9 protein-coding genes are annotated in these 6,293 nt (G+C 61.7%); 4 read left to right on the top strand and 5 right to left on the bottom strand.

Translation table 11 applies throughout. From position 1 onward, the window contains the following. Positions 1–116: 116 nt before the first annotated feature. From HLUSI_RS0118690 to HLUSI_RS0118670, 5 genes are all read right to left on the bottom strand, one after another. On the bottom strand, positions 117–950 hold the full coding sequence (locus HLUSI_RS0118690; protein WP_016835399.1) for an ABC transporter ATP-binding protein: 834 nt from the start codon (positions 948–950) through the stop codon (positions 117–119). A 9-nt stretch (positions 951–959) separates the two neighbouring features. Further along, a complete protein-coding gene (locus tag HLUSI_RS0118685; protein ID WP_016835398.1) occupies positions 960–1,766 on the bottom strand; it encodes an ABC transporter permease in 807 nt (268 codons plus the stop codon). A gap of 13 nt (positions 1,767–1,779) precedes the next feature. Then, complete coding sequence (locus HLUSI_RS0118680; RefSeq protein ID WP_083830991.1) at positions 1,780–2,643, bottom strand: ABC transporter permease; 864 nt, start codon at positions 2,641–2,643, stop codon at positions 1,780–1,782. A gap of 3 nt (positions 2,644–2,646) precedes the next feature. After that, the gene (locus HLUSI_RS0118675; RefSeq protein WP_016835396.1) at positions 2,647–3,735 is read right to left on the bottom strand and encodes an ABC transporter substrate-binding protein; all 1,089 of its coding nucleotides are present in this window, start codon (positions 3,733–3,735) and stop codon (positions 2,647–2,649) included. A gap of 215 nt (positions 3,736–3,950) precedes the next feature. Then, positions 3,951–4,520, bottom strand: coding sequence for a DUF4865 family protein (locus tag HLUSI_RS0118670; protein ID WP_016835395.1), 570 nt, complete (start codon positions 4,518–4,520; stop codon positions 3,951–3,953). A gap of 92 nt (positions 4,521–4,612) precedes the next feature. Between HLUSI_RS0118670 and HLUSI_RS32880 the strand changes: the two genes are divergently transcribed. The 4 genes from HLUSI_RS32880 to HLUSI_RS0118655 form a co-directional block, all read left to right on the top strand. Next, complete coding sequence (locus HLUSI_RS32880; RefSeq protein WP_016835393.1) at positions 4,613–4,771, top strand: hypothetical protein; 159 nt, start codon at positions 4,613–4,615, stop codon at positions 4,769–4,771. Then, on the top strand, positions 4,768–5,499 hold the full coding sequence (locus HLUSI_RS0118660; RefSeq protein ID WP_016835394.1) for an ABC transporter ATP-binding protein: 732 nt from the start codon (positions 4,768–4,770) through the stop codon (positions 5,497–5,499). Before HLUSI_RS32880 ends, HLUSI_RS0118660 begins: the two co-directional genes overlap by 4 nt. 240 nt (positions 5,500–5,739) lie before the next feature. After that, a complete protein-coding gene (locus HLUSI_RS32875; RefSeq protein WP_016835393.1) occupies positions 5,740–5,898 on the top strand; it encodes a hypothetical protein in 159 nt (52 codons plus the stop codon). Then, a partial coding sequence (locus tag HLUSI_RS0118655) for an ATP-binding cassette domain-containing protein (protein ID WP_016835392.1) occupies positions 5,895–6,293 on the top strand: 399 nt, incomplete at its 3' end. The genes HLUSI_RS32875 and HLUSI_RS0118655, both read left to right, overlap by 4 nt.

Here is a 6,293-nt window from a genome sequence, read left to right as displayed (position 1 = left end):
GTGCGCGCGCGCGCCGCGCAGGAAGCGCCTGCGCCCTGCAGACTGATTCTGTTTGTTGCTCATTGCGTGGTTGTCTCGTTGCGTTGTCGTTATGTTTTCGGTTTCGGATAGCAGCATCAGATTGCAAAACGCCATTGCTGCGGCTCTTGAGGTTCGGGTGCGTCGCTGCGCAAAGGCGGCTCAGCAAGGCTGGCGCTGTCGCCCGAAAACTCCCGCAGCACCTGCTGCTTGACCTCGGCAAAGCCGACCGCCGCGCGTTCACGCGGATGCGCCAGGCCGACCGGCACGATGCGGCGGATGCGCCCCGGCCGCGGCTCCATCACCACCACCTTGTCGCCCAGGTAAATAGCCTCCTCGACGTCATGCGTCACCAGGATCATGGTGATCCCCTCGGCCTGCCAGATGCGGTGCAGCTCCTGCTGCAGGTATGCGCGCGTCAAGGCGTCGAGCGCGCCGAACGGTTCGTCCAGCAGCAGGATTTCCGGTTTGCTCACCAGCGCGCGCGCAATCGCCACGCGCTGCGCCATGCCGCCCGACAGCTGGTGCGGATAGGATTTCTCGAAACCTTCAAGACCGACCAGCGCTATGTGCTCGCGCACCGCCAGGCGTTTTTGACCCGGCGTCAGATCTGCGTTGAGCAGGCCCAACTGGATATTGTTTTCCACGGTCAGCCAGGGAAACAGCCGATGTTCCTGGAACACGATGCCGCGCCGCAGGCTGGTGCCGACGATGCGTTCGCCATCCAGCAGCACCTGGCCCCGGTAGTCTTCTTCCAGTCCGACAATCAGGCGCAGCAAGGTCGACTTGCCGCAGCCGCTGGAGCCGACGATGCTGACGAACTCGCCCGGCGTGATGGTCAGCGTGACGTCGTCGAGGACCGCCAGGTCGCCGTCCTTGACCGGATAGGATTTACTGAGATGCTGGATATCCAGCGTGCCGGCTTGCGACATATCGATTCCTTAAAATTGTGCGACCGAACGGCCGCGCCACGCCAGCAAACGGCGCTCCAGGCGTGCCGCCAGCCAGTTCAGCGCGAAGCCGACAAAGCCGACCACGATCACGCCGAAGATCACCAGGTCCATCAGGAATAATTCGCGCCCATCGATCATGGTATTGCCGATGCCCTTGCCCGAGACCAGCAGGTATTCGGCGCCGAGCGTCGCCAGCCACGCATAGATCAGCGCCAGATGGATGCCGGCCAGGATCGACGGCGACGCCGCCGGCAGGATCAGCTTGAACAGCCACTGGCGGCGATTGAATTTCAGCACCCGCGCCGCCTCGACCAGTTCGGCCGGCACGCTGCGTATGCCTTCGAAGGTGTTGAGCACCACCGGGAAAAATGCCGCCAACGACAGGAACGCCACCTTGGCAGGATCGCCCAGGCCGAACCACACCGACAACAGCGGAATCCAGGCAAACAATGAAATTTGCTTGAGCGTATGAAAGGTCGGTCCGATCATCCGCTCGAACAAACGCGACAAGCCGAACGCAACACCAAACACAAGACCCGCGCTGACGCCGATGGCGAAGCCGATCAGGTCGCGCCGCAGGCTGGCTTCCAGCGCGATCGCCAGTTCGCCGCTGCGAAATTGTTCGACCGCGGTGTCCCATACCTTGTCGACCGGCACCAGCAAGGGCGAGGTCGACCAGTTGAATTTCACCGCCAACCACCACAGCAGCAACAGCAGCGCCGGCAGGACCCATCCGCGCAGGAATTTCGGCACGGGATGTTTGTCTTGCGTGTTGTATGAAAAGGATCGCGCCATGAGGATGTCCCGTTCAGAAACCGCTACGGCGCCAGCCGAGCAGCACGATTTCAATGCGCGCCAGCACGCGATCCAGCACATAGCCCACCGCGCCGACCACCACCACCGCAGCCATCACGACATCCAGCTGGAACAACTGGCGACCAAACACGATCATGTAGCCGAGGCCTTCCGACGACGCCAGCAACTCGACCACCACCAGCGCCAGCCAGGCATGCGTGAAGCCATAGCGAACGCCGTTCCAGATCGGCGGCAGCGCCGCCGGAAAGATCACGCGCGTCAGCAACTGCCAGCGCGAAAACTTCAGCACGCGCGCCACTTCGACGTAACGGGCCGGCACGTTCTCGATGCCCTTGAAGGTGTTGAGCGCAATCGGCACCAAGGCCGCCTTGGAGATCAGGATGATCTTGAGCGCTTCGTCGATGCCCACCAACAGCATCAGCAGAGGCAGCCAGCCCAGCACCGGCACCTGGCTGAAGGCCTTGAACAGCGGATAGACATAGTCCTTGAACACCGGCGACAAGCCCATCGCCACGCCCAGCAGCAAACCGCCGGCCAGGCCCACGCCGAAGCCGAGCAGCACGCGCAGCAAACTGATCTTGAGGTTGTCGAACATCTCGCCCGAGGCCACCAGATCGATGAAGGTCAGCAACACCGATTGCGGCGACGGCAACACCTGCGGCGCAACCCATTCGAATTGCGCGGCGACATACCAGAGCAGCAACAGGAACAAGGGAAACGGCAAGGCCAGCCAGCGCGGCGACCAGTTGCCGTAGAAGCGTGCACGCGGCTCCTGCGCAGATATCGACGACGCGGGTGAGGTCACAGGTGAGGACACGGATGACGACAACTCCAGAGCTGCCTGCTGCGCGCTCATGGATCAGGTCCCCAGGATCTTGCCATTGACCTGGAAGATCGGCCAATAGGTTTCCAGGTTCAGTTCTTTCAGCGCGGCCTTGAGGTAACGCTGGTCGATCCATTGATCGACGTCGAACTTGGAACGACTCAGTTTCAGGCGATAGGCCTGCTCGACCGAGTCCTTGTAGCGTGCGACCAGGAAAGGATCGAAATTGGGATTGATGCGCACGCGCAGCGGCTGGCCGTCGTAGTCTTCGCGCCAATGTTCGTACGGCGTGCCGGCCTTGGCCCACAGGCGCAGCACTTCTTCGCGGTTGACTTCGTCCGACGCCCACTTCGAGGTCTTCACGAAGGTCTTGACCACACGCGCCGTGATCTCCGGATATTGCTGCGCGAATTCTTCCGTCACCAGCACGTGCGATTGCGTGGTGAAGATCGGCGAACCGCCCTTGCTGCTGTAGACGATGCGCGCGGCGTTCTTGTCGCGCAGGCGCAGCAGGTTGATGTTGCCGAACGCGGCGTCGATGTCCTTGGTGCTCAGCGCCGCCAGCGTGGTGGCCTGATCGAGATTGATGGCGCGCAGGTCGCGCTCCTGCAAGCCGTTCGCCTCCAGCACGCGATTGATCGGCAACTGTGCGTTGGTTCCCTTGAAAATGGCGACGCGCTTGCCGCGCAAATCCTTGACGGATTGAATCGGCGAGTCGGGCGGCACTGCGAGATAAATGTTGGAACGCACGCCGGTAGCCAGGATCAGCCTGGTCTTGAGTCCCGCCGATTTCGCCACGATGGAAGGCAGGTCGCCCTGGAACGCGAAGTCAAGTTGCTTGTTGCTCAAGGCCTCGTTGACGGCCGGACCGGCGCCCTTGAAGAAGAACCACTCGACCTTGATGCCGTCGGCCTTGAACTCCTCTTCGACCCAGCCCTTGGCGTTGGCCACGGCCGCCGAGCTGCCGGAAAATTGCGGTGGATTGCCGATGCCGGGCTGCGCCACGCCGATGCGAATGATCGCCGGCTTGTTGGCGGCGCGCGCTTGCAGCCCCAGCATTGCTGTACCAACGCCGACGCCGCCTGCTGCCAACTGTTTGAGTACGGTTCTGCGATCCAGCGTCATGAGTTTTCCTTTGCGTATGCATGTCGAAGCAAAAAGCTGCGATCAAGTATAGGCAAGCGAAAACGGTCGACAAACGAATGAATTCGTATGTCCTTATGCGAAAGTATTTTTCGTCAGCATGACGTCATCCCGGCGTCGGCAAGGGATTGCGACGCAATAGCAGAAAAATCCGCGACGTTTCACGCTGCAGATTTTCAATCGCATGGTTTGTTGATTTACCTGCGCAGTTCTGCCAGCAGCGGCTGCGCCAGGTACAGCACTTCATAGCCGTCGCCGGCGTGCTCCGCATCGTAGGCCGCCGACGTGATATGCAGGCGCACCAGTTTCCAGCCCGCAGGGTCGAGCGCGGTCACGGCGGCAACCGTTTCCGCACGGTGTGCCAGTGCACGATTGCGTTCGTGCTCCGCTGCGCGCAGCGCTCCCATGTCGGTGGTGTCGCCGAACGGCAGATCCTCGCGATAGATCCACCGCCCTTGTTGCGCAGGTCCGGCCTGGGCATCCAGCGGCAACCACAATTCGATGCCGGGCCGGCCGAAAGTGGCGAGCACGGCTTCGAAGCGGTCGCTGGTCAGGAATTCGGATGCTGCCATGGCGTCCTTCCACAGATAAATCGAAGAATAGACGTTGGTGGGCGCACCGTTCTTGCCGGCTTCGCGCAACGAGAAGGACTTGAAATACAGCCCCGGCGTGTTGTCCCACATCGGGCCGCGTGCGGCGGCGCGACGACGGATGGCGCTGACGTCGTAGTCGACGGGAAGGCGGTGTGAATACTGTTTCGAGAGCATGCCGGTTCCTTGTTGTCTGAACCTGACAAGCTTAGGGGCACGCCTGCTGACCGACCAGCCGATGCGGACGATTTCTGTGATGAGTCTCTTAAATGATCCGTGCCGAAGTCAGCATGCGGCATGCGGAAAACACGCATGAATATGCGGTATCGGTCTTTGTCAGCGAGATTCTTTGGAATTACGATACTCCGTTCGTCCATCAGCCAGGCCGGCGAACGCTCCTGAAACTCATTCTGCAAAAAATGCCATGAGCACCATCCTCGACATCCGGGTCCGCCGCAAATCCTTCGGCGACGAAACCATCCTGCAAGGCGTCGAACTGGCGCTGGCCGAACGCGAAGTGGTCGCCCTGCTCGGCCCCAGCGGCTGCGGCAAGAGCACATTGCTGCGCATTGCCGCCGGTCTCGACAAGGATTTCCTGGGCAGTGTCACGCGTGCAACGGAGCTAACCGGACAACGCAACGGCGGCGTCGCCTTTGTCTTCCAGGAGCCGCGCCTGATGCCGTGGCTGACGGTGGCGCAGAACGTCGGCTTCGCCGATGGCGACCGCGCCGACCGCGCCTGGATTTCGCAATTGCTGGAAGAAGTCGGCCTGGCCGGGTGGGAAGACAGCCTGCCCAAACAATTGTCGGGCGGCATGGCGCAACGCGTGGCGATCGCACGCGGCCTGTACTCGCGCCCGCGCGTGCTCCTGCTGGACGAACCGTTCAGCGCGGTCGACGCCTTCACGCGCATGAAGCTGCAAGACTTGCTGCTGGGCCTGGCGCAGCAGCACCAGATTTCACTGCTGCTGGTCACGCACGATATCGACGAGTCGCTGTACCTGGGGGACCGCGTGCTGGTGATGGGCAGCCGTCCCGGCAACATCCGCAACACCATCCTGGTCGGCCTGCCGCAACCACGCCAGCGTGCCGATCAACGGCTCGCCGTATTCAAGGCCCATGCCCTGTCGGAGTTGCACGAGGCGCATGCATTCTGACGAAACGGACTACGCCTGCATCTTGAACCCGTTGACGATGGTCGCCAGGCTGGCCGCCTGATCCTGCAGCGATTGTGGCGGCGCGACGGCGGATGGCGCTGACGTCGTAGTCGACGGGAAGGCGGTGTGAATACTGTTTCGAGAGCATGCCGGTTCCTTGTTGTCTGAACCTGACAAGCTTAGGGGCACGCCTGCTGACCGACCAGCCGATGCGGACGATTTCTGTGATGAGTCTCTTAAATGATCCGTGCCGAAGTCAGCATGCGGCATGCGGAAAACACGCATGAATATGCGGTATCGGTCTTTGTCAGCGAGATTCTTTGGAATTACGATACTCCGTTCGTCCATCAGCCAGGCCGGCGAACGCTCCTGAAACTCATTCTGCAAAAAATGCCATGAGCACCATCCTCGACATCCGGGTCCGCCGCAAATCCTTCGGCGACGAAACCATCCTGCAAGGCGTCGAACTGGCGCTGGCCGAACGCGAAGTGGTCGCCCTGCTCGGCCCCAGCGGCTGCGGCAAGAGCACATTGCTGCGCATTGCCGCCGGTCTCGACAAGGATTTCCTGGGCAGTGTCACGCGTGCAACGGAGCTAACCGGACAACGCAACGGCGGCGTCGCCTTTGTCTTCCAGGAGCCGCGCCTGATGCCGTGGCTGACGGTGGCGCAGAACGTCGGCTTCGCCGATGGCGACCGCGCCGACCGCGCCTGGATTTCGCAATTGCTGGAAGAAGTCGGCCTGGCCGGGTGGGAAGACAGCCTGCCCAAACAATTGTCGGGCGGCATGGCGCAA

This window comes from Herbaspirillum lusitanum P6-12 (assembly GCF_000256565.1).
In the GTDB taxonomy this organism is placed as follows: Bacteria; Pseudomonadota; Gammaproteobacteria; order Burkholderiales; family Burkholderiaceae_D; genus Herbaspirillum; species Herbaspirillum lusitanum.
The sequence above is the reverse complement of the archived record's forward strand: the minus strand, read 5'-3'. Positions and strand labels throughout refer to the sequence as shown.